The organism is Mycobacterium cookii (assembly GCF_010727945.1).
In the GTDB taxonomy this organism is placed as follows: domain Bacteria; phylum Actinomycetota; class Actinomycetes; order Mycobacteriales; family Mycobacteriaceae; genus Mycobacterium; species Mycobacterium cookii.
On record NZ_AP022569.1, the window covers coordinates 4750178 to 4774866 of the forward strand.

The 24689-nt window shown below is 68.3% G+C and carries 25 protein-coding genes and 1 riboswitch; of the genes, 12 read left to right on the forward strand and 13 right to left on the reverse strand.

Annotated elements, in window-relative coordinates; translation table 11 throughout:
- Positions 1–22: 22 nt before the first annotated feature.
- From G6N27_RS22310 to G6N27_RS22320, 3 genes are all read left to right on the forward strand, one after another.
- Positions 23–313, forward strand: a complete 291-nt coding sequence (locus G6N27_RS22310) for a hypothetical protein (protein WP_163780217.1) — start codon at positions 23–25, stop codon at positions 311–313.
- A gap of 40 nt (positions 314–353) precedes the next feature.
- Positions 354–1022 (forward strand): cation transporter, encoded by a 669-nt coding sequence (locus G6N27_RS22315; protein WP_232065153.1) that lies wholly within the window; start codon positions 354–356, stop codon positions 1020–1022.
- 87 nt (positions 1023–1109) lie between these two features.
- Positions 1110–1541, forward strand: a complete 432-nt coding sequence (locus G6N27_RS22320) for an AMP-binding protein (protein WP_163780218.1) — start codon at positions 1110–1112, stop codon at positions 1539–1541.
- Here G6N27_RS22320 and G6N27_RS22325 read toward each other — a convergent pair.
- From G6N27_RS22325 to G6N27_RS22360, 8 genes are all read right to left on the reverse strand, one after another.
- Positions 1469–3139 carry a PPE family protein gene (locus G6N27_RS22325; protein ID WP_163780221.1) on the reverse strand — a complete coding sequence of 557 codons (1671 nt, stop codon included), beginning with the start codon at positions 3137–3139 and terminating at the stop codon, positions 1469–1471. The two genes, G6N27_RS22320 and G6N27_RS22325, sit on opposite strands and share 73 nt — an antisense overlap.
- Complete coding sequence (locus G6N27_RS22330) at positions 3136–3885, reverse strand: (2Fe-2S)-binding protein (protein WP_163780223.1); 750 nt, start codon at positions 3883–3885, stop codon at positions 3136–3138. Before G6N27_RS22330 ends, G6N27_RS22325 begins: the two co-directional genes overlap by 4 nt.
- A gap of 37 nt (positions 3886–3922) precedes the next feature.
- Positions 3923–4101, reverse strand: a riboswitch (cobalamin riboswitch).
- Positions 4102–4116: 15 nt separating this feature from the next.
- Positions 4117–4491, reverse strand: coding sequence for a DUF5073 family protein (locus tag G6N27_RS22335; RefSeq protein ID WP_163780225.1), 375 nt, complete (start codon positions 4489–4491; stop codon positions 4117–4119).
- On the reverse strand, positions 4491–5276 hold the full coding sequence (locus G6N27_RS22340; RefSeq protein ID WP_163780227.1) for a heavy metal-binding domain-containing protein: 786 nt from the start codon (positions 5274–5276) through the stop codon (positions 4491–4493). Before G6N27_RS22340 ends, G6N27_RS22335 begins: the two co-directional genes overlap by 1 nt.
- A 40-nt stretch (positions 5277–5316) precedes the next feature.
- Positions 5317–7413 (reverse strand): manganese-exporting P-type ATPase CtpC, encoded by a 2097-nt coding sequence (gene ctpC, locus G6N27_RS22345; RefSeq protein ID WP_163782171.1) that lies wholly within the window; start codon positions 7411–7413, stop codon positions 5317–5319.
- 44 nt (positions 7414–7457) lie between these two features.
- The gene (locus tag G6N27_RS22350) at positions 7458–7742 is read right to left on the reverse strand and encodes a DUF1490 family protein (protein ID WP_163782173.1); all 285 of its coding nucleotides are present in this window, start codon (positions 7740–7742) and stop codon (positions 7458–7460) included.
- Between the two features lie 189 nt (positions 7743–7931).
- The gene (locus G6N27_RS22355; protein ID WP_163782175.1) at positions 7932–8606 is read right to left on the reverse strand and encodes a TIGR03089 family protein; all 675 of its coding nucleotides are present in this window, start codon (positions 8604–8606) and stop codon (positions 7932–7934) included.
- 35 nt (positions 8607–8641) lie between these two features.
- Positions 8642–10120 carry an LCP family protein gene (locus tag G6N27_RS22360; RefSeq protein WP_163780229.1) on the reverse strand — a complete coding sequence of 493 codons (1479 nt, stop codon included), beginning with the start codon at positions 10118–10120 and terminating at the stop codon, positions 8642–8644.
- 69 nt (positions 10121–10189) lie between these two features.
- On the opposite strand from G6N27_RS22360, the gene rfbD reads away from it, so the two are divergent.
- The 3 genes from rfbD to manB are packed head-to-tail and all read left to right on the forward strand — an operon-like array spanning position 10190 to position 13062.
- Positions 10190–11065, forward strand: coding sequence for a dTDP-4-dehydrorhamnose reductase (rfbD, locus tag G6N27_RS22365; protein ID WP_163780230.1), 876 nt, complete (start codon positions 10190–10192; stop codon positions 11063–11065).
- Between the two features lie 34 nt (positions 11066–11099).
- On the forward strand, positions 11100–11945 hold the full coding sequence (locus G6N27_RS22370) for a glycosyltransferase family 2 protein (protein ID WP_163782177.1): 846 nt from the start codon (positions 11100–11102) through the stop codon (positions 11943–11945).
- Positions 11946–11994: 49 nt separating this feature from the next.
- On the forward strand, positions 11995–13062 hold the full coding sequence (gene manB, locus G6N27_RS22375) for a mannose-1-phosphate guanylyltransferase (protein ID WP_163780233.1): 1068 nt from the start codon (positions 11995–11997) through the stop codon (positions 13060–13062).
- Here manB and G6N27_RS22380 read toward each other — a convergent pair.
- The 3 genes from G6N27_RS22380 to cofD are packed head-to-tail and all read right to left on the reverse strand — an operon-like array spanning position 13044 to position 15984.
- A complete protein-coding gene (locus tag G6N27_RS22380; RefSeq protein WP_163780235.1) occupies positions 13044–13586 on the reverse strand; it encodes an NUDIX hydrolase in 543 nt (180 codons plus the stop codon). The genes manB and G6N27_RS22380 overlap by 19 nt on opposite strands.
- Positions 13583–14944, reverse strand: a complete 1362-nt coding sequence (locus G6N27_RS22385; protein WP_163782178.1) for a coenzyme F420-0:L-glutamate ligase — start codon at positions 14942–14944, stop codon at positions 13583–13585. Before G6N27_RS22385 ends, G6N27_RS22380 begins: the two co-directional genes overlap by 4 nt.
- A 47-nt stretch (positions 14945–14991) precedes the next feature.
- Positions 14992–15984 carry a 2-phospho-L-lactate transferase gene (cofD, locus tag G6N27_RS22390; protein WP_163780237.1) on the reverse strand — a complete coding sequence of 331 codons (993 nt, stop codon included), beginning with the start codon at positions 15982–15984 and terminating at the stop codon, positions 14992–14994.
- Between the two features lie 306 nt (positions 15985–16290).
- Here cofD and G6N27_RS22395 point away from each other — a divergent pair, with 306 nt between their 5' ends.
- Positions 16291–16653 (forward strand): WhiB family transcriptional regulator, encoded by a 363-nt coding sequence (locus tag G6N27_RS22395; protein WP_232064748.1) that lies wholly within the window; start codon positions 16291–16293, stop codon positions 16651–16653.
- A 56-nt stretch (positions 16654–16709) separates the two neighbouring features.
- On the opposite strand, the gene G6N27_RS22400 is transcribed toward G6N27_RS22395, so the two are convergent.
- The gene (locus tag G6N27_RS22400; protein WP_163782182.1) at positions 16710–17132 is read right to left on the reverse strand and encodes a metallopeptidase family protein; all 423 of its coding nucleotides are present in this window, start codon (positions 17130–17132) and stop codon (positions 16710–16712) included.
- A 149-nt stretch (positions 17133–17281) separates the two neighbouring features.
- Here G6N27_RS22400 and G6N27_RS22405 point away from each other — a divergent pair, with 149 nt between their 5' ends.
- From G6N27_RS22405 to manA, 4 genes are all read left to right on the forward strand, one after another.
- Positions 17282–17719, forward strand: a complete 438-nt coding sequence (locus G6N27_RS22405) for a DUF3499 domain-containing protein (RefSeq protein WP_197746514.1) — start codon at positions 17282–17284, stop codon at positions 17717–17719.
- Between the two features lie 251 nt (positions 17720–17970).
- A complete protein-coding gene (locus G6N27_RS22410; protein ID WP_163780241.1) occupies positions 17971–19377 on the forward strand; it encodes a phosphomannomutase/phosphoglucomutase in 1407 nt (468 codons plus the stop codon).
- The gene (locus G6N27_RS22415; RefSeq protein WP_163780243.1) at positions 19374–20459 is read left to right on the forward strand and encodes a TobH protein; all 1086 of its coding nucleotides are present in this window, start codon (positions 19374–19376) and stop codon (positions 20457–20459) included. Before G6N27_RS22410 ends, G6N27_RS22415 begins: the two co-directional genes overlap by 4 nt.
- A gap of 21 nt (positions 20460–20480) precedes the next feature.
- A complete protein-coding gene (gene manA / locus G6N27_RS22420) occupies positions 20481–21707 on the forward strand; it encodes a mannose-6-phosphate isomerase, class I (protein WP_163780245.1) in 1227 nt (408 codons plus the stop codon).
- A 19-nt stretch (positions 21708–21726) separates the two neighbouring features.
- Here the strand turns inward: manA and G6N27_RS22425 are convergent, their stop codons facing one another.
- Positions 21727–23088: an FAD-dependent oxidoreductase gene (locus G6N27_RS22425; protein ID WP_232065155.1), complete on the reverse strand. Its 1362-nt coding sequence runs from the start codon at positions 23086–23088 to the stop codon at positions 21727–21729.
- Positions 23089–23149: 61 nt separating this feature from the next.
- On the opposite strand from G6N27_RS22425, the gene G6N27_RS22430 reads away from it, so the two are divergent.
- On the forward strand, positions 23150–24625 hold the full coding sequence (locus G6N27_RS22430) for an amino acid permease (protein WP_163780247.1): 1476 nt from the start codon (positions 23150–23152) through the stop codon (positions 24623–24625).
- Positions 24626–24689 lie beyond the last annotated feature (64 nt).

Here is a 24689-nt window from a genome sequence, read left to right on the forward strand (position 1 = left end):
CAGCGGCGTACGGTGCCGCCGTATGAGCGCACCTTCGGCAGGGTCTGCGTCGGGACTGGCGTCAGACGCCAACTGGCATCCGCAGCGTTGGGAAACCACCTTCATCCATGTGAAGAACGAATCCCTGGAAACCGTGATCGACGACATCACCCGGCAGACCAACGCCTACGGCGAACAGGGCTGGGAGATCGTGAACTCCTCGGTGCAGCGGGCGCAGGTTTCGCACCACTTCGCCGGGTACGACAAGGGTGGCGAGTTCTACTTCGAGTGGAGCATCGTCTGCACGCTGAAGCGGCCGCTGCCTCCTGCTTAGACAGTTGGCTTAACATCGCTGGGTGACCGAATCCCGTGCGATCGGCGACCCAGCCGGGCTCGTCGCCGACGCCTGCTGTGCCGGTAACGGGCACGCCGTCGCTCACGACGCACGCTGGCAGCGGAGTGCGCGCTGGGCCTGGCGGCTGGCCTGGGTGAGCATGCTCGCCATGCTCAGCGAGGGTGTGGTGGGGCTGTGGCAGGGGCTGTCGGTCGGATCGATCGCCTTGACCGGATGGGCGCTGGGAAGCCTGCCCGAGGCGCTGGCCAGCGCGATGGTCGCATGGCGGTTTTCCGGAACGCGCACGTCGTCACCGACCGCTGAGCGACGCGCCGAGCGTGGTGTCGCCCTGTCGTTCTGGCTGACGGCGCCCTACATCGCCGCGGAATCCGTGCACCACCTCCTGGACAGGGAGTACGCCGAGACATCGGTGATCGGCATCGTGCTGACGGCCGCCTCTTTGGTGCTGATGCCGACCCTCGGGCACGCCAAGCACGTCCTCGCCCATCGGCTGGGCTCAGCCGCGACCGAGGGCGAAGGCACGCAGAACTATCTGTGCGGGGCGCAGGCCGCGGCGGTGCTGATCGGCCTGGCGGTGCTGGCATTCTGGCCGGGCTGTTGGTGGTTCGATCCGGCGATCGGCCTGGGCATCGCCGCCGTCGCGGTCTGGCAGGGTGTCAAGACGTGGCGCGGCGAGGACTGCTGCTGACACCTGGCCGGCAAGGTCCGAAAGACCCCGCGGCTGATGGCGTTGCGCTCTAGTCGGTGACCTGCACCCGGCGGCAGCGTCGACCTGGTGACACTGACCGCAAAAGCGTTTCGGCGCCTCGGGTGGGAAATCTGGTCGCTTCTGCTGTTTGCGCGGTCCGGTGGGTTGCGGTTGATGCCGCCTGACCGGATCGGGGCGGTGCTGCGCGGGCTTGACCGGTACGGCCTGTTGGGGGCGGCGACGCTGATCACCGCCGCGCGCGACCGCGAGCGACCGGCGCTGATCGACGAGCGTGGGGCGCTCAGTTTCGGCGACCTGGACAGCCGGACCAACGCGTTGGCCAACGAGTGGCGCCGCCTCGGGCTTGGACCGGGCGCCAACGTGGCCATTCTGGCCCGCAACGAGGGCGGAAAGATCCTCAAACGCGAGCTCAGCCGGTCGGTCGGTCAGTCGGCCGCATCGGGGGAGTCGGCGCCCCAGGTGCCCGGCATCATCGGCATACGCGGCCCGCTGCCGTAATCGTCGTCGGCCAATGTGGCCAAGCCTGTCGCAGCCCCGCCGCTGACTTTCGCGGCGGTCCCGGAGAAGCCGAGCGGCCCGGCCCCCTGCGTCGACGGCGTGACGGTCGGCTCGTCGTCGAGATCGACGTATTCGTGGCCGCGCCCGAGCCGTTCGACGGTGGCGCGGCGGCGCCGGCCGGTGGGCGTCGCTTTCGGGGACGGCGCGGCGGCGGGGTTTTCGGTGCCCACGGCCGGTTGCGCTTCCTTGGCCTTGGCGGCCTGGTTGGCCGCTCGGCGCGCCGTCGCGGACAGGATCCCGACCATGTAGAGGTAACCCTGCATGGTGGCCAGCGGCGGCCCGGCCGGCGTCGGCGGTGGCGGGGGAGCGGGCGGTGCGGCCGCCGCGGTGACGGCCGGGGCGTGCACGAGGGCCGGCGCCGGGGCGGGTGTCGGCACGGGCGTCGGGCCCGGAGGCGCCGCCATGGCGAGCGGCATCGGGAGCGGCGGAACGGGGATCGGCGGTATGGCGGCCAGGCCCGCCAACCCGGCCAGGCCCGCGAAGCCGGCCAACGGGGCCGCCGCCAACGGAATCAGCGGAACGGTCAACAGCGGCAACACGGTGGGGATCAGCACCGCAACCGATTCGAGCAGGGTCTTCATCAACGCGATGGTGTCGGTGATGACGGTGCCGATCGCTTCGACGGTGTCGAGCACCAGGGTCAGGCCGATCGCGTACGGGTTGCCGGTGGCGAACGCCGCAGTGATGTCGGCCCCGATGTAGGCGAAGGTTTCGGACAGGTAGGCGACGTAGGAACCGATGTCCAACGGGTAGCCCAGCGCGAACGCGATGTTGTACGGGCTGAGGAAGGACAGCGGGTTGCCGAGTTGGAGCAGGTAAGGATCGATTTGGGTGAACAGCGCGACCAGGAAGGGGTTGTTGTAGAAATTGTCGATCAACGGCTGCAGAACGTTGTTGTAGAAGTCGGTGTATCCGATTTTCTGCAGCCAGGCCAGCCACTGGTCCTCGGTGTCCGGGGGCGAGGACGCGGCCGAGGCGGCGGGAGACGCTGTCGCAGTGGCGTTCACGATCTTCGGGGCCGCGGTGGTCTGCGGTGAGGCTGCCACCGCCGCGCCGGAGATGGTCTGATAGGTGCCCATGACGGTGGCGGCCTGAATCCACATCCGGGCGTAGTCGGCTTCGTTCACGGTGATCGGAATGGTGTTGATGCCAAGGAAATTCGTCGCCAGCAGCACCGCGTGGGTGGCGTGGTTGGCGGCCAGTTCACCGAGCGTCGGCATGGTGGCCAGCGCGGTCGTGTAGGCCGTTACCGCGACTTCCTGCTGGGCAGCGGTGGCGGCCGCGTCGGCGCTGGCCTGGGTCAGCCACGCCAGATACGGCGCGTGCGCGGCCACGTATTCTGCGGCGCTCGGGCCGGCCCACGCTCCCGCCTGCACACCGTCGAGCACCGCGGCCAGCTCATCGGCGGTCTCGGTGTAGTTGACGCTCAACGCTTTCCACGCCTCAGCGGCGGCGAGCAGCGAACCCGGCCCTGGTCCGCTACTCAACAACGCGGAATGCACTTCGGGGGGCGCAGCCATCCAGATCGGCGCGGTCATGACGCGTCCTTTCTGCCCAGAGCGCGGGGCGTCTGCTCGAAGACGCAGTCACCGCAGAGCCCGCCATCGGCTGTGCTGTAGTAAAGGCAGCAGCTGGAGCGCCGATAGCCGGCGTCACCGAAAACCATTGCCCCGCTGAGTCGTTCGTCGTCGCACAAGCTGCGGGCAAGGCGGCGGCCCGGACCGGGTGAGGTCGTAGCCCGGTGGTGGTCGTATTGCCGGGCGGCGCCGAGCAGTGCGGACGCCGCGTTGCCGCACAGCAACTCTCGCGAGATCGGCTGCAGTGCGGTGCCCAGCGGTGTGAGGTGCCCGTCGAGGACAGCGTCGGCCAGCCTCAGCTCGAGATCGTCGCCGCGCCGGCCGACGGGATGGGCGATGTGCAGCGCGATCCGGCCGCCAGTTTCGCGGAACAGCAGCCGGTCGGCGGCAAAGTCGGGCAGCAGACCGTGGCCGACGACGGCGCCGAGCCCGATCGACCACAACCGCGCGGCAAAGCCGAGGAAGAAAATGGACGCCGCGACCCGCCGTTCCGGCGCGCGGACGTGGGTCTGCACTCGAGCGATAACGCCGTGGAGCATTGCGTGATCGGTGTAGAGCTGCGCTAACGGCCGCCAGCCACCGTCGACCGGCCCGGTGCCGACGGCGAAGTAGTCGTTGATCTGTGCGATCTCGGCAAGGACCGCCGCAGCGCTTGGCTCGAAGACAGCGCAGTTGTGCGCAGGGTGGGTGAAGAAGGCGCGTGACACCGACGCTCGCCAGCTCTCTCAGGGTCGACCGCCCCGGGTTGCAGGATGCGACGACGCGAGTGTCCTGGCTCTCGGATCGCTGCTTACCTCGCCTTCCAGCTCGCGGCCGTGGCTAGTGAGGTTCGCTCCCCGATAACAGTGGCGGGACCGCGCCGGATTCGCACCGGCTTCCTACATCGTCATCGCCTAACCCGGGCATTATCGCACCCCTTCGGCCCCGCCGGTAGCCAATCAGCCCGCGCCGGCGCGCAATGCGTCCACTGCCGCGTCGATGTAGGGGATGACTGTCGAACCGTGGCGGGCGACGATCTGCCCCAGGGAGCGGGCCAAATGCGGCCCCACCGCGTCGGCCAACACCACCTCCTCGCCGATCACGATGCCTGCGACCACGTGTGCCGCACTCAACCGGTTGTCGGGTGTCACCTCGTAACGCCAGTCGCCGATCTGCAGCCGTGCAGGTTGTGACCGGAACATCCCCCGACGGGCAGCGGTGTGCGTGACACCCGGCAGCCCGGCGAAGACGTTGACGACCAACGCGATCCCGCCCGGTCCGGCCAGCGCGTCGGTGACGGTGCGACTTACTCGCTCGGCGTCGAATGCGGCCATCAGTCGTTCATGGCGAGCACGAACGACGGTGCGATGGTTTCGGGTGTGCCACTGCGGCGCACGGCGGTACCGGCGGCGTAGAACTCCACGGTGTGGTAGCCCCACGCATAGTTCTGAATGGCGAAATGTACGCCGACGACCCCGGATGCGCCGTCCCGCTCGGCTTCGCTCTGCATGCGCGACATGGCCAGCTCGCGGGCTTCGTAGTTTCCCGTCGTCCACTGCGGCATCTCCAAGTTGCGGCCCATCTGTCGCAGCGTCTGCATAAAGCCTTGCGCGGCAATGTGAAACACGCAGTTGCCCATGACGAATGCCACCGGCGCCCAGCCCGATCGAAGCAGAGTCGCCAGGTCCTGTCCGGATAGGTGGCTGGAGAACGCCTGTCCGTTGCCGCGTTTGAATGCGCCCGGCTTCGGGGTGTAGCGGACTGCGGTTCCGACCGCGATGAACTCCAGATGCTCGGATTCGGCACCGTGCTGACGCCATTCCAGCCGCACACCGACGACACCGTCCGCACCCAGCGCGTCGGCTTCGGCCTGCATGCGGGCCATCGCATTCCAGCGGGCCCGATAGGTCGCCTCGGTGAGCACGGGCAGCTCGGATTGTTGCCGGATACCGGCGAATTGGTAGCCGACGTGGTAGACCGACACGCCCATCACCAGATCGAGCGGCTCGAAGCCGGCTCCGTGCAACAGCGCGAACTCGTTGATGGACAGGTCGGACGTGAAGACCTTGTCGGCGTGCGACAGCCGTTCGCTGGCAACAGGGTCGAGGGGAGTAGACATCGAGGCATCATGACACCGATCCGATGGTCGGTGCACTCGTTCAGTCCAAGCGGTACCGAATCAGCCGTGAACTGTTAGCGACGACGGCCACCGAGGATGCGTTGTGCAGGATCGCCGCGAGCACCGGTGAGAGGGCACCGCCGGCGCCGATCAGCAGCCCGGCGGCATTGACGGCGATCGCCATGCCGTAGTTCTGCCGGATCACGTCGACGGCGCGGGCGCCCAGGTCGCCGACATCGAGCAGGCGACGAAGGTCGTCGTTGGCCAGTGCGACATCGGCGGTCTCGACCGCGACGTCGGTGCCGGCCAGGCCCATCGCGATGCCGATGTTGGCCGCAGCCAACGCGGGGGCGTCGTTGATGCCGTCACCGACCATCCCGACGATGTAGCCCTCGTCTTGCAGGTTGCGGACCGCTGCGAGCTTGTCCTCGGGTAGTACCTCGGCGCGCCACTCGTCGATACCGAGTTCGCCGGCAACGACTTGCGCGATATCGGGGTGGTCGCCGGTCAGCATGACGATGCGGCGAATTCCGTTGGAGCGCAACCTCTTCAGCACGTCTGGCGCTTCGGTGCGAATTTCGTCGCGCAGGCTGATCAGCCCGACGAGCATGCCGTCGACGGCGAGCAGCAGCGGCGTTTCGGCTTGCCGGCGCAACTTGTCGACCCAGTTGGCCGCCTTCTTCGAAACCTTGACCTTTTCTGAGCGCAGCAGCGACGGGCTGCCCAGCAGCAACGTCCGCCCGTCCGCCCAGGTCCGCATGCCCAGGCCGACCAGTACCTCGCACTCCTCGTGCGGCGGAATCGTGATGCGACGCTCCTCGGTCGACCGGATCACCGCTTCGGCCAGCGGGTGCCGGGAGTGCAGCTCTGAGCTCGCCGCATAGGCGAGCACCTGCTCGGGCTGCCAATCATCGTGTAGCGCAATGATGTTCGTCACCACCGGGCGGCCCACCGTGAGCGTTCCGGTCTTGTCGAAGACGATCGCGTCCACTCGGCCGGCCTGTTCGAGGTGCGACCCGCCCTTGATCAGGATGCCACGGCGCGCGCCGTTGCCGATCGCCGCGCTGATCGCGGTCGGAGTCGACAAGCCCACCGCGCACGGGCAGGCGATCAGCAGCATGGTCATGGCGCGCCGGACGTCTCCGGTGAGGGCCAGGGTGACCGCGGAGACGATGAACGAGATCGGCACGAAGCGGCGGGAGAAGTTCTCGCCGACGGTCTGGATGGGCGCCCGATCGTGGTGCGCCTCTTCGACGCGGGAGATGATCCGGCCGATCGTGGTCTCGTTGCCGACCGCGCGAGCGCGCACCACCAGACGGCCGCGCAGCACCACCGAACCGGCGTGCACTCTTGCGCCCGCGACGATGCTCGCGGGTAGGGTCTCGCCGGTGATCGCGGACTGGTCGACAATCGCCTCGCCGTCGACCACGTCACCGTCGACCGGTATCGCGACATGGTCGTGAATCACGACGTCGTCGCCGATCTGCACGCTGTCGACCGGGACCTGTACCTCGTTACCGTCGCTCAGCAGGATCCACGCCGTGTCGGCCGTGCCCCGCAGCAGATCGGAGATCGCCCGCCGGGTCCGGCGCAGCGTCAGATCCTGAAGGTACTCACCGATATTCAGCAGCCACAGCACGGTGAGCGCGACCACGTTCTCGCGTAACACCAGGCTGGCGACGGTCGCCGCGGTGACCAGCGCGTCGGTGCCCGCGCGCCCGGACCGCAGCGAGCGCAGCGCGCCGCGCAGGAACGGGTAGCCCATGAATACCGTTGCGCCGGTGGCGACCAGCTGACCGGACGGGCCCAGCAGCGGCGGCCGGCTGAATCCGTAGCGGCGAATCCCGAGCAGCGCCAGCGCCGTGCCGCCGATCACCATCCGCAGCACCTCGGTGTTGCGGATGTCTGACGATCGCGGGGTGCGAGCCGGAATCAGGTCGGCGGCAACGTGTTCGGCGGACGCGACCGCCGCCAGCACTTCGGTCCGATCGCAACGCTTCGGCGAATACCACACCACGACCGAACCGGTGTGCGGATAGGCGTGCACCGCACGGACTCCGTGCTGCTTGTCCACCGCTTCTTCGACCGCGACCGCCCGTCGGGAGTTCGCGCGCACCCATGGCACCCGCACCCGCATGCGCCCGGCCGCGTCGGAGATGACCTCCAAGTCAGGCACTGCGCTCAGTGCTCGTGGTCGTGCTCGTGCTCGCCGATGGCCGGAGGCTGTGCCTCCTCGCCGATACGCTCACGGGCTTCGGCGACGACGTCGGCCACCTTCAGCCGGGCGGATTCCGCTGCTTCCTCGGCCCGCCGGGTCCCGCGCAGGCCCCACTCGGTCGCAGTGACGGCGGCGTCGTGCAGAGGAGCTTTGGCCAGGGCCTTGCGTAGCAGCTCATAGGCGCTCACGCCGACAACGCCGGTGACCACCGTCCCGGCTGCCTTACCCAAGAATCCCTGCACCACCATCGCGAAACGTCCTCCCGTCACGGCCCAGCATCGACTTTCGACGACGATAACATCCACATATAGCGATATCAATATGAATTGGGCGGCGGGGCGCACGGCCTCGTTCCCCCGGCCAGCCGGGCGCTCAGCGGCGGATGCCCGGCTGGCCGGGCCGCCGCTACGGGCTGGGGGCTGCTGTGGCGGGAGTGGCTAGATGGTGCGGGTGACCTTTTCGGTCTCGATCCGGCGTTGCAACGCATCCGGATCGGGATGTGCGACCTGAACCAGCGATCCGCCAACCGCGAGCACGCTCAGCAGGCCGGCGATCACGTCGTCGGCCGTATCCCACGAGGCGGTCGAGAGCACCCGGTCGTCGGCCGTCAAACCCTCCGACGCAGAAGCATTTTGGCAGGCCGCGAGCACCTCGTCGACCGATCGGCCGGACAACGCCGGCCCGGGATGAGCTTCGCCGACGATCTGGTCGCCGTGCACCCGCACCGCGGTCGCGTAGTCGGTGACGCCGATCGGCAGGTCGGGCGCCGGCCGGCCGAATACGTCCAGCGACAGCACCGCCACCTCGCCGGCGCCGGTGGCGTCCGCCTCCTCGAGGCGCTCGGCCGTACACAACGCCACGTCGGCCGCCGAGCCGTCGAGCACCACCTCGGCGCCGATCCACCACACGCCGAACAACACCGCCGCAGTCTGCCAATGGGCCGGCAGCAGCACCGCCACCCGGCTGACCGGTCCGGCGCCCAACTCGTCGCGCAACAGGTTCCCGGTTTTGGCCGCCCAATTGGCCAGCGTGACCGCGGACAGTTCGATGCGTTCGCCGGTGGCGTCGTCGTAGTAGGTGATGCGCGGCCCGACCGGGTCGGCGCGCAGCATCGGATCCAGAATCGCTGCGCTGAGAGTTGTCACGTTCAGTTGACGCACTCCGGGTGGTCGGAGCCCGCGGTCAGGATCGGCGACGGCGGGGGCGCGTCAGAGTGCGCCGATCCGCCGGAGTTCGACCCCCCACTTGCTGCTGCCGCCATCGTGGCCCGGCCGTCGCCGAGGCCCGCGCCCGGGCCGGTGTAGTCGTTGCTGAGCACGACCCGGACCGAGCCCGGCGGTATCGACTTATTGGCGACGACGGGAAGCCCGCCGAGTTCTTTGGCGACCGCCTGCGCGCCCAGGTCGTCGGCCTTGGCGGCCTGTACCTGGCTGCTGGTGACATGCGCGGCGTCATTGTTGCCGACCGCGCCGGTGCCGAACCCTTTCGAGCTCAACACTTGCGACACCGATGCGGCCAGCCCGTTGATGTCGGTGTCGTTGACGACACTGGCGCTGGTCTTTTCGGGGCTGTAGGTCAGCTCGTCGGTCTTGCCCTTCGCCTGATCCTGCAGTAGCCCGCTGACCCAGTCCTGCACCTGATGCGGGTCGACTCGCACCACGCTGTGCATACCGTCGTCGCTCCAGCCGGACTCGTCGAGAACCGGGATGGTGGCGAACGCGACCCGGCCACCGGCCAGCTTCTGTAGCTGGTTCACGAAATCCATGATGTCCCAACCGGAAGACAGCACCACCGAGCGCTGAATGGCTTGCTGCAGGCGGTTCATCGTCTTCGGGCTGGACAGCGTCTTGCCCGAGATCACCTGATGGGCCAGCGAGGACATCACCACCTGCTGTCGCACCACCCGGTCCAGGTCGCCGCGGGGGAGTTCGTGCCGCTGCCGGACGAAACTCAGTGCCTGCGGGCCGTTGAGCTTCTGCGGTCCGGCCGGGAAGTCGGCCCCCGACATCGGTTCGAAGACAGGCTCTTTGAGGCACACGTTGACGCCGCCGAGGGCGTCGGTGATCAGGGAGAAGCCCAGCAACCCGATTTCGGCGTAGTGGTCGACGGTGACGCCGGTCAGGTCGGCGACCGTCTTGATCAGCGCCTCGCGGCCGGCCTCGGTCCCTTGCGTTTCGGCCTCCGCCGCGGCGACGCCCGACTCGACGAGACTGACCCGCTTCTCTTCCTTGGTCTGGCCGTATACGCCGTTGATCTTGGTCTTGCCCAGACCGGGTGCCGTCACATAGGTGTCGCGCGGAATCGAGATGGCGGTCGCGGACTTCCCGTTGTCCGGGATGCGCACCAGGATGATCGTGTCGGTGTTGCTGGCCACCTCGTCGCCCGCTCGCAGCGACGCCAACTCCTCCTGGCTCAGCGGGTTGCCGTGCGCGTCGGTGCGGCTGTCCATGCCCACCAGCAGAATGTCGATCGCGCCGTCGTCTCCGCCATGACCCAGCGAGGGTGCGAAGACGTGGTAGATCCCGTCCTCGAAAGAGCGGACCTTGCTCCACGCCACCCCGGTGACCAGAACGACCGCCGCGGCCGCCACAGTCGCAATCACACGCGCCACGCGTTGCTCAGGCATCACAACAGACTACTTTCGTCACAGTGCGATCATTGGTAGCGCCGCGTCGGCGTGCCAGACTCGTTACCCGTGGCTCAGAGACTCGTGATCACCGGCGCCGGCGGACAGGTCGGCAGCTTCCTGGCGGCCGAGGCGACTCGACAAGGTCGCGATGTGCTGGCGCTGACGTCGTCGCAGTGGGACATCACCGACCCGGCGCTGGCGGAGCAGGTCGTGCACAGCGGCGACGTCGTGGTCAACTGTGCGGCCTACACCAACGTCGATGGCGCGGAGAGCGATCAGGCCAGAGCGCACGCGGTCAATGCGGCCGGTCCGCAGTACATCGCGCAGGCCTGCGCGCGGGCCGGCGCGCGGATGGTCCACATCTCCACCGACTATGTCTTCGACGGCGACTTCGGCGGCGCCGCGCCGCACCCTTACGAACCGTCAGATGAGACCCGGCCGCTGAGCGTCTACGGGCAGACCAAGCTGTCCGGCGAACAGGCGGTCCTGGCTGCCTTGCCGCAGGCCGTCGTGGTCCGCACCGCCTGGGTCTACACCGGCGGAGACGGCAAGGACTTCGTCGCAGCCATGCGCAGGGTGGCCGCGGGCGACCAGGCGATCGACATGGTCGATGACCAGATCGGCTCGCCAACCTATGTCGGTGACCTGGTCGGCGCCTTGCTTGAGGTGGTCGATGGCCGCGTGCACCCGCCGACCGGCATCGCGCACGCGGCCAACGGCGGCGAGGTCTCCCGCTTCGGGCAAACCCGTGCGGTTTTCGAGGGCGTCGGCGCCGACCCCGAGCGGATACGGCCGGTGAGCAGCGACCACAACCCGAGGCCGGCTGCCAGGCCGGCGTATTCGGCGCTGTCCAGTCGGGAGTCGGCCCAGGCCGGGTTGACGCCGCTGCCGCCGTGGCAGGACGCGCTGGCTCGTGCTCTCGAGGCGGCTTCGCGTCCCTGACCGCTAGTCTCGACCCGTGAGTGACGTCCTGCCGGTGGTCACGGTGACCTATTCACCGGGCAAGCATTTGGACCGGTTCCTGGCATCGCTGTCGCATGCGACCGCGCGGCCTGTCAGCGTGCTCATGGCCGACAACGGCTCCACCGACGGCGCACCCGAGGCCGCGGTCCAGCGCTACCCGGACGTGCGACTGTTCTCCACCGGATCCAACCTCGGTTACGGCAGCGCGGTGAACCGCGCGATCGAACAGGTGGGGGACGCCGACGAGTGGATCATCGTGGCCAACCCCGACGTGCAGTGGGGCCCCGGCAGCATCGACGCGCTGCTGGACGCCGCGGCCCGGTGGCCGCGGGCGGGTGCCCTCGGTCCGCTGATCCACGACCCGGACGGGTCGGTGTACCCGTCGGCGCGCCATCTCCCGAGCCTGGTCCGCGGCGGCCTGCACGCGGTAGTCGGACCGTTCTGGAAAGGCAACCCGTGGTCGACGACCTACCGCCAGGAGCGGCTGGACCCCAGCGAGCGACCGGTCGGCTGGCTGTCCGGATCGTGTCTGCTGGTGCGCCGCGCGGCATTCGAGCAGATCGGCGGTTTCGACGAGCGCTACTTCATGTACATGGAAGACGTCGACCTGGGTGATCGCCTGGGCAAGGCGGGCTGGCTCAATGTCTATGTGCCGTCCGCCGAAGTGCTGCACCACAAGGGGCACGCCACCGCGCGGGCGTCGGCGCACAACTTGGCGGCACACCACAAGAGCACCTACACCTATCTCGCCGACCGGCATCCCGGACCGTGGCGCGCGCCGCTGCGCTGGGCCTTCCGGGCCGGCCTGGCGGCGCGGGTGCGGCTGATGACGCGAAAAGACAAGGAGCGGCTCCAATGACTCGAGCCGACGACGATGCAGAGCGGAGCGATGAGGAGGAGTGGCTCCAATGACAGAAGCGGATGCAGTCGTCCTGGTCGGCGGCAAGGGAACTCGGCTCCGGCCGTTGACGTTGTCGGCGCCGAAGCCGATGCTGCCCACCGCCGGACTGCCCTTCCTCACCCATCTGCTGTCGCGGATCGCCGCCGCCGGAATCGAGCACGTGGTTCTGGGTACGTCATACAAGCCAAAGGTTTTCGAAGCCGAATTCGGCGACGGGTCGAAACTGGGCCTGCAGATCGAGTACGTGACCGAAGAGGATCCGTTGGGCACCGGTGGCGGAATCGCCAACGTCGCAGACCATCTGCGTCATGACACCGTGCTGGTGTTCAACGGTGACGTGCTGTCCGGATGCGATCTCGGCCAGCTGCTGGCGTACCACCACGAGCAGCAGGCGGACGTCACCATGCACCTGGTGCGGGTCGGCGACCCGCGGGCGTTCGGTTGCGTGCCGACCGAAAACGGTCGTGTGACAGCATTTTTGGAGAAGACTCAAGATCCGCCGACCGACCAGATCAACGCCGGCTGCTATGTGTTCACCCGCGAGATCATCGATCGCATCCCGCGGGGCCGCGAAGTGTCGGTCGAGCGTGAGGTGTTTCCGGCGCTGTTGTCCGAGGGCGTCAAGGTGTGCGGCTATGTCGACACCAGTTACTGGCGCGACATGGGCACACCGGAGGACTTCGTGCGCGGGTCGGCCGACCTCGTGCGCGGCATCGCACCCTCACCGGCGCTGGGCGGTCATCGCGGCGAGCAGTTGGTGCACGACGGTGCGGCGGTGTCGCCCGGCGCGGTGATCATCGGAGGCACTGTCGTCGGACGCGGCGCCGAGATCGGCCCCGGCGCCCGGTTGGACGGCGCGGTCATCTTCGACGGCGTGCGGATCGAGGCCGGCAGCGTCATCGAGCGGTCGATCATCGGATTCGGCGCGCGGATCGGTCCGCGGGCGCTGATCCGGGACGGCGTGATCGGCGACGGCGCCGACATCGGGGCCCGCTGCGAGCTATTGCGCGGTGCGCGGGTCTGGCCTGGCGTCCGCATTCCCGACCACGGGATCCGTTACTCCAGCGACGTGTGAGCGCGGCCGACGAGGTAGGCCAGCGCGTCGTCGGAGCCGGCCGGCAACGCGTCGATCGGCCACCATCGCAGGTCCACCGACTCATCGCTGAGCTGTATCTGCGCCCCGGCCGGCGCCTGCGCCACGAACTGCAAGTCGAGATGACGGGTCGGCACGCCCAGCGAGCAGGTCAGCGCGTGCACGTGGACCGCGGCCAGGGTGGGCGCGATCCGCAGGCCGTCGACGCCGGACTCCTCGGTGGCCTCCCGTAGCGCCGCCGCCAGGATGTCGACGTCGGAATCCTCGCAGTGCCCACCCAATTGCACCCAGCGACCCAGCCGCGGATGCAGCGTCAGCAGCACCTGGCTGCCGGTGTGGTCGAGCACGATCGCCGATGCGGTGATGTGTCCCGGTACGCATTCGCGACGGCAGGCGTCGTCGCGGGCATCCAAGAATGCCAGCACCGCGTGTCGCAGCGAATCCTGCCACCGGTCCGGTGCCTGCCAGTCGGTCAGCAACTCGATCGCGGTGGAGTGCACGCTCACTTGCGTACCAACAGATCGCTGACCGGCACCGGATCACGTGGCTCGGTGACGGGCTGCTCCGGATAACCAATGGCGATGGCGCCCAACGGTTCCCAGTCCTGGGGCAAGTCGAGTTCCGAGCGGACCAGGTCGGCGGCAAAGATCGTCGAGCCGATCCAACAGCTGCCGACACCGCGTACCGCCAATGCCACCAGCAGGGCCTGCACGGCGGCACCGACCGCGACGGTGAACATGGTGTGCTCGGCGTCGGTGCGCGCGGCGTCGGGATAGCTGTGCGCACCGTCGGGAACCATGAACGGAATGACGACTTCCGGCGCGTCGTAGAGGATCTGGCCGCGCGCCACGCGGCGTTCGACCGAGTCGGCCGGTCGGCCGTCACCGGACAAGTCCGAGCGCCACTTGTCGCGCATCCGCTCGAGCAGGCGGGTTCGCGTCGCGGGGTTCTGCAGCCAGACGAACCGCACCGGTCGGGTGTGGTGTGGTGCGGGCGCGGTGAGCGCCTCGGCGACGGCCTGCTCGACGAGTTCGGGCGGCACCGGTTCGTCGCCGAACTGCCGCACCGAGCGGCGCAGCAACTGGGCCTGCCGGCGGCCCAACTCCAGGGCCTCGGCGGTGCCCAGCCAGAACAGGTCGTCGATGCCGGGGCGCACGAGTTGACGTGCGGTGGCGTCGGTGTCGGACACCACGCCGGCGGGCAGCCCACGGACCACGGCCACCGGTATCGCGGTCAGTTTGCCCTTGACCAGATCGGCCGCCGCGGCGATTTCGTCGGCAACGGCGACCTCGGTGACCACCAGTTCGTTGCCGTGTCGGTCGACCGCGCCCGCGTAGCCGTGCAGCACCTCGAGCCCAGCCGCGCCGACGGCGGCGTCGGTCTGGCCGTTGCGCCACGCGCGGCCCATCGTGTCGGTGATGACGACGCCGACGGTGACACCGAGGCTCCTGCGTAGCGCGGCCCGCAACGCCGCCGCGCTGGCGTCGGGATCGACTGGCAGCAGCGCCAATTCGTCGGTGCCGATGTTGGATCCGTCCACTCCGGATGCGGCCTGCACGATGCCCAGCTTGTTCTCGGTGATCAGCGTGCGACCTTTGCGGGCCAGCGTGCGGACGGCCTCGGCGTCGACAAGCTTGCGCCGCAACGCATCCCGCTCGTCGGGGTCTTCCGGTGCTGGCACCAGGCGGCCTTCGCATTTGGACAGCACCTTGCTGGTGACCACGAGCACGTCGCCGTCACGCAGCCAGGGGGCCGCGGTGGCCAGCGCAGCGCCGAGGTCGTCGCCGGGGCGGAATTCGGGAAGTCCGGTGACCGGCAGGATCTCGATCGGCGACGCGGTGCCGTGCTCCTCGGCGCGTGGCATATTGCGCCGCTCCTCCTCATCGCTGCGCTCTGCATCGTCGCCGGCGGTCATACCGCCACGCCCGCAAGCTCCAGGCCCGCGCTCACCATCTCGGCGGTGGCCTTCGGGGCGGTCATCAGCAACGGCACGGAACGCACCGCGACGCCGTCGATGTCGGCGTGATCGCCTTCATGAACCAGCCAGCAGTCCAGGATGCCGGTGCCTGCCCGCGCGCCGTAGTACCGCCCCACCGCGTCGGCGGTCGACTCCACGCCGATCACGTCCAGACACGCATCGGCCATCCCGCGCAACGGCTTTCCGCCGATGATCGGGGAGTAGCCGACGACGGGAGCGTCAGTGGATCGCAGCGCCGCGCGGATACCGGGTACGGCCAGGATCGCGCCGACGCTCACCACCGGGTTCGACGGCGCGACCAGGACGACGTCGGCGTATGCGACGGCATCGGTGACTTCCGCTGTCGCTTTGGCCTTTTCGGCGCCGACGAAGGCGAAGCTGTGCGTCGGTAGCTGCGCGCGATAGCGCACCCACCATTCCTGGAAGTGGATCGCGCGCTGACTGTCGTCGGCGGGATCGGTGATGACGACGTGCGTTTCGCAGCGGTCATCGCTGACGGGCAGCAGTCGCGCGCCCGGCTGCCAGCGGTCGCACAACGCCGCGGTCACCTCGGACAGCGGATAGCCGGCCCGCAGCATCTGACTGCGCACCAGGTGGGTGGCCAGGTCGCGGTCGCCCAGTTGGAACCAGTCGGGTTGCACGCCGTAGGCGGCGAGTTCCTCTTTGGCGTGCCAGGTTTCGTCCCGGTGACCCCAGCCCCGCTCCGGGTCTACACCTCCACCTAAGGTGTACATGCAGGTGTCCAAGTCGGGGCAGATGCGCACGCCGTGCATCCAGGCGTCGTCGCCGATGTTGACGATCGCGGTCAGCTCGTGATCGCCCGCCGGCGCTGACGCGGAAGCGAATTGGCCCAGACCGAGCAGCTGTTGGACGCCGAGCAGGAAGCGGGCGCCGCCAACCCCGCCGACCAGAACCGTGACCTTCACACCGCACGACAGTACGCGCGAGCCCGACCGCCGACGTGCCCAGCGACCGCTGTGACGGGTGTGACCGACACGCCGCGGGCACAACGGCATCAGAGGCGCAAAGAAACGGTCACGAGATGATATGGAAATCTCCCGAATCGCTTGCAAAGCGCTCCTTACCCGTGTGTAATCACAGCAGTGTCATTTCGGTAAGCCAACCGGATTCGGTGTCGCAGACCGAGATTCGATCATCTGTTCGAATCGAGATGGCCGAACATCAAAACAGTGGTGATTCCCGATCAACAAAACAAAGTGAGGAGGCGGAGCATGTCCTATGAGCACCTTCGGGGCCTAGTAGGAGGCACCCCGCACACCACTCTCGGATGGCCGACAATGGGGGAAACCTCAAGGCCCCATTTGAGTTTGGTCCCCGATGCGGTCGTCGACGAATTCGAGGCCACAGAGGTTGAGGCCGACAGTTGGCAGGACCGGGCGTTGTGTGCTCAGACCGATCCCGAGGCGTTCTTCCCCGAGAAGGGCGGCTCCACCCGCGAGGCCAAGAAGATCTGCCTTGGCTGCGAGGTGCGGAGTGAATGCCTCGAGTACGCCTTGGCCCACGACGAGCGGTTCGGCATCTGGGGCGGGCTTTCCGAACGGGAACGCCGTCGCCTCAAGCGCGGAATCATCTGACCCGACCGCCCGGACGCCGGCGGGCGACCCGCCGCGATCGCGTCTGCGATCAATGACTATTCGTCGTCGAGCGTCGGGTCGATGACCGAAGGTTCGACGTCCAGATAGGTGGCCACCTGAGCCACCAAAATTTCATGCAGCAACTCAGCCAATTCAACCGTGTCCTTCGCGCGCCGCTCGATCGGCTTGCGGAACAACACAACTCGTGCGCGCGTCGCGCTTCCGCGAACATCGACGCCGGCGCCGATCAACCTGGCCAACGCAATCGGCCCGTCCGCGACCACCTCCGGCGGCCACTGCACGCTATCGGGATCCTTCGCCGAGATCCGGGGGATCTCATCGACCGCCACATCGAGCCCGGAGAGGCGCTCCTGCCACCGACGCTCGATGGGCTCATAAGCCTCGAGCACAGCCATGTCGAAACGTTCGGAACGGCTGCGCCATCCGGGCACCGTCGGCGGCAGCAGTGGGCCCCGCATGTCGCGGCCGCGTCGCGAGACTCGTCTGCCCATCGGGCGGCCGCCGCGCGAGTGGCTCATGCGGCGATGGTAACGGTTGGGCATACCGTGCCGACGGAATGCGCGTGTCCGATGCCGCCTGGACGATTTCGCGCGATAACCTCTCGATCGTGAACGTTCCGCGTCGCTGTTGCCGACCCGGGTGTCCGCATTACGCGGTGGCGACGCTGACCTTCGTGTACTCGGATTCGACGGCGGTAGTCGGTCCGCTTGCGACCGCCCACGAGCCGCACTCCTGGGACCTATGTGTCAGCCATGCGGGCCGTATCACCGCGCCCCGCGGCTGGGAACTCGTCCGGCACTCCGGCCCGCTGGCCACCAACCCGGACGAGGACGATCTGATCGCGTTGGCCGAAGCGGTCCGCGAGGGTCGTGAAGTTGTCGGTGGTGCCGCCCCGGTCAACGGATTTCACGATCCGGGTGGACACTTCAACGCCGCCCCGGCCGAGGCGCCGGCTGCCGGTGTACTGACGTCGCCCGTCCAGCGCCCGGCCGGTACCGGCCGCCGTCGCGGTCATCTTCGGGTGCTGCCCGACCCCGCCGACTAGCAAGCCCGGCCCGGACCGGCACGGTCCGCATCGTTACCGAGCTGGGTCTGATTACTCGGCGCCTCAGCGGACCGCAACGGTCCGCCTCGTTACCGAGCTGGGTCTGATTACTCGGCGCCTCAGCGGACCGCAACGGTCCGCCTCGTTACCGAGCTGGGTCTGATTACTCGGCGCCTCAGCGGACCGCAACGGTCCGCCTCGTTACCGAGATAGGCTGACGAGCAAGTGTCCCCGTCGTCAGGAGCCCCTCGATGTCTCGGCCCGCTGCGGCTGTCCACCGTGTGATCAAGGCGTATGACGTGCGCGGTCTGGTCGGTGACGAAATCGACGAGTCGTTCGTCGCCGAGGTCGGCGCGGCGTTCGCCAGGCTGATGCGCGACGAGGGCGCGCGGCAGGTCGCCATCGGCTACGACATGCGGGACAGTTCGCCGAGCCTCGCGGCGGCCTTCGCGAGCGGTGTCACCGGCCAGGGCCTCGACGTGGTCCGGATCGGGCTGGCGTCCACCGACCAGCTGTACTTCGCGTCCGGCCTGCTCGACTGCCCGGGCGCGATGTTCACCGCGAGTCACAACCCGGCCGCCTACAACGGCATCAAGCTCTGCCGGGCCGGCGCCAAGCCCGTCGGTGCGGACACCGGGCTGGCCGCGATCAGCGACGACATCATCGCCGGGATTCCCGCCTACGACGGGACCAACGGCACCATCACCGACCAAGACGTGCTGACCGAATACGGCGAGTTCCTGCGTTCGCTGGTCAACACCTCCGACCTGCGTCCGCTGCGGGTCGCGGTGGACGCGGGCAACGGGATGGCCGGCCACACCGCACCCGCGGTGCTCGAAGCGATCGAGTCGATCACGTTGCTGCCGTTGTACTTCGAACTCGACGGCTCGTTCCCCAACCACGAGGCCAACCCGCTGGACCCGGCCAACCTGGCCGACCTCCAGGCTTTCGTGCGGGAGAACAACGCCGACATCGGGCTGGCGTTCGACGGCGACGCCGACCGCTGTTTCGTCATCGACGAACGCGGCCTGCCGGTCTCGCCGTCGACGGTCACCTCGCTCGTCGCCGCCCGCGAGCTGCACCGCGAGATCGGCGCGACGGTCATCCACAACCTGATCACCTCCCGGGCGGTGCCCGAGCTGGTCGTAGAACGCGGTGGCACGCCGGTTCGGTCCCGGGTCGGGCACTCCTACATCAAGGCCCTGATGGCCGACACCGGCGCGATCTTCGGCGGTGAACACTCCGCGCACTACTACTTCCGCGACTTCTGGGGCGCCGACTCCGGCATGCTGGCCGCTCTCTACGTGCTGGCCGAACTCGGCGAACAGCAGCGGCCGCTGTCCGAGCTGACCGCCGACTACCAGCGCTACGAGGCGTCCGGCGAGATCAACTTCACCGTGGCCGACGCCGAGTCGTGCGTCGAGGCGGTGCTGAGGTCGTTCGGCAGCCGGATCCAGTCCATCGACCACCTGGACGGAGTGACCGTCGATCTCGGTGAGGGCAGCTGGTTCAACCTGCGCAGCTCCAACACCGAACCGCTGCTGCGACTGAATGTGGAAGGCCGCTGCGTCGAGGACGTGGACAACGTCGTCGAGCACGTGGCCGGCGAGATCCAGCGGCAGGCGGAGCTGGTCGGCCAACCGGAGGCGGTCACGTGAACGCGGCCCAGGCCACGATCGACCTCGACGACGCCGACGGGCTGCTGGCCGCCGACCGGGACGGCCTGCTGCGGGCGGCGTCAATGGGCGGTGCGCAGGTGCGCGCGGTCGCTGCCGCACTCGACGAAGGCGCCCTGGACTCCATCGGCGGTGACGACCGTCCGCGCACCATCATCTGGGTTGCCGGCCGGGGTACCGCCGAGACCGCGGGGACCCTGCTGGCCGCGACGTCCGGCGGATCAGCAGCGGCGCCGATCGTGATCGCAGCCGAAGCGCCGCCCTGGATCGGCGCGTTGGACGTGCTGATCGTCGCCGGCGACGACCCCGGCGATCCGGCGCTGGTCGGAGCCGCCGCGAGCGCAGTGCGCCGCGGCGCGCGAGTCGTGGTCGCCGCACCCTACGAAGGCCCGTTGCGTGACGCCACGGCCGGGCGGGCGGCGGTGCTCGAGCCGCGGCTACCGGTCGCCGCCGAGTTCGGGTTGAGTCGATACCTGGCCGTCGGGCTGGCCGCCCTGCAGAGCGTCGACCCTCGGCTGAGCGTCGACCTTGCCGCGCTGGCCGACGAGCTGGACGCCGAGGCGCTGCGCAACAGCGCCAGCCGCGAGATCTTCACCAATCCAGCCAAAGCGCTGGTCGAGCGAATCTCGCGACGCCGCCTCGTGCTGGCCGGCGACAACGCCGCCACTTTGACGCTGGCCCGGCACGGTTGCTCGGTGCTGCTGAGGGTCGCGCAGGAGGTGGCGGCCGCAGCGGGCCTGGCCGACGCCCTGGCAGCGTTGCAGACCGGAGCCGGGCCGGGGTTCGTCGACCCGGCCGATGCCCTGTTCCATGACGAGGAGATCGACGGGCCGATCGCCGAGCGCCTGCGGGTGCTGGCATTGACGCTGGGTGACGAACGGGCGGTCGTCGCATCCCGGGTCGCCGCGTTCGACGATGTCGACATCGTCGGCGCCGAGGACGTGCCCGACCTGCCGGAAGGCCGGCCGGCTCCGGTCGCTGCGGGTCGGGCCGAGCTGCAGCTGGCTATATTGGCGGTCCGGCTGGAGATGGCGGCGGTTTATTTGCGGCTGGTGCGGGGATAACTGGTTCTGAGGTAAAGCCAAGTGGAGTTGCTACGCGGAGCGATACGGACGTACGCGTGGGGGTCTCGGACCGCCATCGCGGAGTTCACTGGTCGCCCGGTGCCCGCCGCCCACCCGGAAGCCGAGCTCTGGCTGGGTGCCAATCCGGGTGATCCGGCGTTCCTGGAAGGGCCGGGCGGCGAAGTGTCGTTGCTGCAGGCCGTGATCGCCGATCCCGACGGCCAGCTCGGCCCGGCCGCCCGTGCCCGGTTCGGCGATGCGCTGCCCTTCCTGGTCAAAGTACTGGCCGCCGACGAGCCGCTGTCGTTGCAGGCGCATCCCAGCGCCGCCCAAGCCGCCGAGGGCTACCTGCGCGAGGAGCGTCTCGGCATTGCGGTGACCTCGCCGGTGCGTAACTACCGCGACTCCAGCCACAAGCCGGAGTTGTTGGTGGCGTTGCATCAGTTCGAGGCGCTGGCGGGTTTCCGTCCCGCCGCGCACACCATCGAATTGCTGCGGGCGCTGGCGGTGTCTGACCTGGATCCCTACATCGACTTGCTGAACGACCAATCCGACGCCGACGGTCTGCGGGCGTTGTTCACCACGTGGATCACCGCTCCGCAGCCCGACATCGATGTGTTGGTGTCTGCGGTGCTCGACGGCGCGATCCACTATGTCAGTTCTGGTGCAACGGAATTCGCTGCGGAGGCCAAGACGGTGCTGGAGCTCGGTGAGCGTTATCCCGGTGACGCCGGTGTGCTGGCCGCGCTGCTGCTGAACCGGATCACACTGGGACCCGGCGAGGGAATCTTCTTGTCGGCCGGGAATCTGCACGCCTATCTGCGCGGCGTCGGGATGGAGATAATGGCCAACTCCGACAACGTGTTACGCGGTGGCCTGACGCCCAAACACGTGGATGTCCCCGAGTTGCTCAAGGTGCTGAACTTCACGCCGAGCACCGAATCCGATCTGCGCGCGCCGACGCATCACGACGGGCTGGCACTGGTCTACGACACGCCCGCCGAGGAATTCGCGGCGTCGGTGCTGAGCCTCGAGGGCGAGCAGGTGGGCCACGAGGTCGACGCTCCGTCGCGCCACGACGGCCCGCAGATCCTGTTGTGCATCGAGGGTTCGACGGCCGTCTGCGGCAAGTCCGAGAAGTTGACGCTCACCCGCGGTGCGGCCGCCTGGGTGGCCGCTGACGACGGTCCGATCCGGCTGATCGCGCACGAACCGACGAAGATTTTCCGGGCCACCGTCGGCCTGTGATCAGCGGCGCGCGTGTTGATCAACTCGCCGCTAAGGCGCCGCTGCGCTCGGCCCTGGCCGCTCGTCGCCCGGCCAGCCACAGCCGCATGTTGTGCCGGACTGTGCGGCCGACGAGCCCCGTAGAGGGCACCATGTACAGGCTGTCCAGCAACGAAAATCGGCGCAGAAACCATTCGGCCAGAACGGGATCCGTCTCGGCAGCGCCGAGGAACTGGTCGAACAGGCTGCCGACGGGGCGATACCAGCGAGGCGCCTGGCCGGCCGCATGGTGAAACGCGAAGTCGCCGATCGCGGTCATCATCCACACCGGGAAGGTGGTTTTCGCGGTGGCGCGATTGACGTCGTGGGCCAGGTCGTCGGCTCCACCGGCCAGGGCCCGGCGCAGGTGGCCGGCCTGCAGCGAGGTCATCGTCATGCCCTGGCCGTAGGTGGGGTCGAAGCTGGCCACCGCGTCGCCCAACGGCAGGATCCCGGCCGGGAACCGCTCCAGTTTGTGGTACCGGCGCCATCTGCTGGTGGGGTAGCGGTGAAACGCCGGCTCACCGACCGGCTCAGCCCGTCGCAATGCCGTCGAAATGCGTTCGGGCAGCAGCTCTTCGGCGAGCGCGAGCATCTCCGGAAAGGTATGCGGCGGTTCGACTTTGCCGACGCCGAAAGTCGTCAGCGTCCAGGTGCGGTCCTCGTAGCCCAGCAGCCCGAGCCCGAGTGGGTGCTGACGGGACGCGCCGGCGACGATCACCCGCTCCCGAAGTGCACCCTCCGGCAGCCGTAACTGGTGTGAGGCGTAGCCGATGCCCACATCGACAATCTTTTCTGGTGGACGTTGATATCCCCACTGCTCCAACCAGACTGGCAACCTGGTGCCGCGACCGGCGGCGTCGACCACCACATCGGCGGCGACGAAATCGGGCTCGCTGCCGTCGCTGTCGAGGTACACCCCGGTCACCCGCTGCGCGTCGGCGTCGAAGCGCGGCTGGGCCACCGACCGATGCTGGATCTCGACATTGGCGATCTGCAAAACCCGTTGGCGAATCTGCCATTCCAGTTGAGGGCGGCTCGGCACGTATGCGGTGAACTCGTCGCGCAACGTGTGTCCGGTGCCCAGCACATGGCCCGCCGCCCCGAAGTAGATGCAGTCCGGCCGATTCTCCAGGATCGGCACACCGGCGGCCACCATATCGTCGAGCAGGCCGGGAAACAGCCCGTCGAATTCCATCGCCCCGCGGGCCATCAGCAGGTGGACGTGGCGGCCTTGCGGCACCGCCGGGCGGTTGTCCGGTGTGCTCGGCAGCTCGTCGCGCTCGTAGACGGTGACGCCGTCGTAGAAGTCGGACAGCACCCGCGCTGCGCACAGCCCGGCGATGCTGGCGCCGATCACCACGGCATGCTTGCGACCGCTCTCCCCGCCCATTTGGCCACCGTACTCGGTAACGTCCGACTGCATGGCCGGTCGCTGGCGCACCAAATCCATTGAGCAATCGATCGCAGACACCGACGAGCCTGGCACCCGCCTCCGCAGAGACCTGAGCTGGTGGCATCTGTGCGTGTTCGGTGTGTCGGTGGTGATCGGGGCCGGCATCTTCACCGTCACCGCGTCGACCGCGGGCGACATCACCGGCCCCGCGATCTGGATCTCGTTCCTCATCGCGGCGATCACCTGCGGCCTGGCCGCGCTGTGCTACGCCGAATTCGCGTCGATGCTGCCGGTGGCGGGAAGCGCCTACACGTTTTCTTACGCCACCTTCGGTGAGTTTCTGGCCTGGACCATCGGCTGGAATCTCGTTCTCGAGCTGGCGATCGGCGCCGCCGTCGTCGCCAAAGGCTGGTCGAGCTACCTCGGCACGGTATTCGGATTCGCCAGCAGCACAATCACATTCGGCTCCCTGATGCTAGATTGGGGTGCGCTGCTGATCGTCGCGTTGGTGGCAGCCCTGCTGGCGTGGGGCACCAAACTGTCGTCGCAGTTCTCCATCGTGGTGACCACGGTCAAGGTGCTGGTGGTGTTGCTGGTGATCGTCGTCGGCGCCTTCTACATCAAGGCCGCGAACTACTCACCGTTCATCCCGCGGCCGGAGTCCGATCAATCCGGATCCGGCATCAACCAGTCGCTGCTGTCCCTGCTCACCGGTGCGCACAGCAGTCACTACGGGTGGTACGGGGTGCTCGCGGGCGCGTCGATCGTGTTCTTCGCGTTCATCGGATTCGACATCGTGGCCACCATGGCCGAGGAGACCAAGAACCCGCAGCGCGATGTCCCGCGGGGAATCCTGGCGACGCTGGGCATCGTCACCGTCCTCTACGTGGCGGTGTCGGTGGTGCTGTCCGGGATGGTTCCCTACACCGTCCTGAAAAGCACCGCTGGCGGGCATGCCAACCTGGCCACCGCGTTCGCGGCCAACGGCGTGCACTGGGCTTCCGGCATCATCTCGATCGGTGCGCTGGCCGGTCTGACGACGGTCGTGATGGTGCTGCTGCTCGGCGGCTGCCGAGTGCTGTTCGCGATGGCGCGCGACGGTCTTTTGCCGCGACGACTGGCCAAGACCGGCTCACGCGGCACGCCGGTGCGGATCACCGTGCTGGTCGCCGTCCTGGTCGCGCTGACCGCCTCGGCGTTCCCGACGGACAAGCTGGAGGAGATGGTGAACGTCGGGACCCTGTTCGCGTTCCTGCTGGTATCCGCCGGCGTCATGGTGTTGCGCCGCACTCGCGCTGACCTGCCGCGCGGATTCCGCGTGCCACTGGTGCCGCTGTTGCCGATCGCCTCGGTCTGCGCGTGCGTGTGGCTGATGGTCAACCTCACGGTGATCACCTGGATCCGGTTCACCGTGTGGATGGCCGCCGGAATCGCGATCTACCTGGCCTACGGTCGCCGGCACTCGGTGCTGGCCAGACGCTTGGAAGACAAACTTCCGGCCTAACCGGTTTTACAAATATATGTCTTTTGTCTAGACAACGGACGCACGGCGAGATATTGTCCAATCT

What these genes read in the sequence shown, in the direction of transcription:
- G6N27_RS22310 (WP_163780217.1), top strand. Translation starts at nt 23, where the DNA reads ATGAGCGCACCTTCGGCAGGGTCTGCGTCGGGACTGGCGTCAGACGCC.
- G6N27_RS22325 (WP_163780221.1), bottom strand. Translation starts at nt 3,139, where the DNA reads ATGACCGCGCCGATCTGGATGGCTGCGCCCCCCGAAGTGCATTCCGCG.
- G6N27_RS22335 (WP_163780225.1), bottom strand. Translation starts at nt 4,491, where the DNA reads ATGGCCGCATTCGACGCCGAGCGAGTAAGTCGCACCGTCACCGACGCG.
- G6N27_RS22340 (WP_163780227.1), bottom strand. Translation starts at nt 5,276, where the DNA reads ATGTCTACTCCCCTCGACCCTGTTGCCAGCGAACGGCTGTCGCACGCC.
- ctpC (WP_163782171.1), bottom strand. Translation starts at nt 7,413, where the DNA reads ATGCGGGTGCGGGTGCCATGGGTGCGCGCGAACTCCCGACGGGCGGTC.
- G6N27_RS22350 (WP_163782173.1), bottom strand. Translation starts at nt 7,742, where the DNA reads ATGGTGGTGCAGGGATTCTTGGGTAAGGCAGCCGGGACGGTGGTCACC.
- G6N27_RS22355 (WP_163782175.1), bottom strand. Translation starts at nt 8,606, where the DNA reads ATGCTGCGCGCCGACCCGGTCGGGCCGCGCATCACCTACTACGACGAC.
- G6N27_RS22360 (WP_163780229.1), bottom strand. Translation starts at nt 10,120, where the DNA reads ATGCCTGAGCAACGCGTGGCGCGTGTGATTGCGACTGTGGCGGCCGCG.
- manB (WP_163780233.1), top strand. Translation starts at nt 11,995, where the DNA reads ATGACAGAAGCGGATGCAGTCGTCCTGGTCGGCGGCAAGGGAACTCGG.
- G6N27_RS22385 (WP_163782178.1), bottom strand. Translation starts at nt 14,944, where the DNA reads ATGCCACGCGCCGAGGAGCACGGCACCGCGTCGCCGATCGAGATCCTG.
- G6N27_RS22395 (WP_232064748.1), top strand. Translation starts at nt 16,291, where the DNA reads ATGTCCTATGAGCACCTTCGGGGCCTAGTAGGAGGCACCCCGCACACC.
- G6N27_RS22400 (WP_163782182.1), bottom strand. Translation starts at nt 17,132, where the DNA reads ATGCGGGGCCCACTGCTGCCGCCGACGGTGCCCGGATGGCGCAGCCGT.
- G6N27_RS22410 (WP_163780241.1), top strand. Translation starts at nt 17,971, where the DNA reads ATGTCTCGGCCCGCTGCGGCTGTCCACCGTGTGATCAAGGCGTATGAC.
- G6N27_RS22430 (WP_163780247.1), top strand. Translation starts at nt 23,150, where the DNA reads ATGGCCGGTCGCTGGCGCACCAAATCCATTGAGCAATCGATCGCAGAC.